This window comes from Dellaglioa sp. CoH-57-MRSF-19 (assembly GCF_056781975.1).
Genome location: NZ_JBXAXW010000326.1, coordinates 1 through 244 on the forward strand (window position 1 = coordinate 1; position 244 = coordinate 244).

The window sequence follows — 244 nt, forward strand, 5'->3', positions numbered from 1 at the left end:
GATATGCTCTTCAGGCGGCCGGAAGTTCGGACCCTTCTGAACTTTCCCGTTCGCGTCCTTCGTGACTGAACCGTCCGGGTTCAGCTTCGTGAAGTTCGAGCCCATAATACAGTGCAGAACCTCTTCCAGCGGAATTCCGTACTTCAGGGCTTCGCTTCGGTTGTACACATTCATGTCCCCGAGCCAGTCTGCGATCATGACCAGCGCCTGTCGATCGATATTCTCTGCGATGTTCTGTTTAAAG

General features: G+C 53.3%; 1 protein-coding gene. It reads right to left on the reverse strand.

Annotation, left to right across the window (positions count from 1 at the left end; genetic code table 11):
• Nucleotides 1–244 (reverse strand): hypothetical protein (locus AC1RO3_RS09370; RefSeq protein WP_481764148.1); only part of this gene is annotated, 244 nt, incomplete at both ends.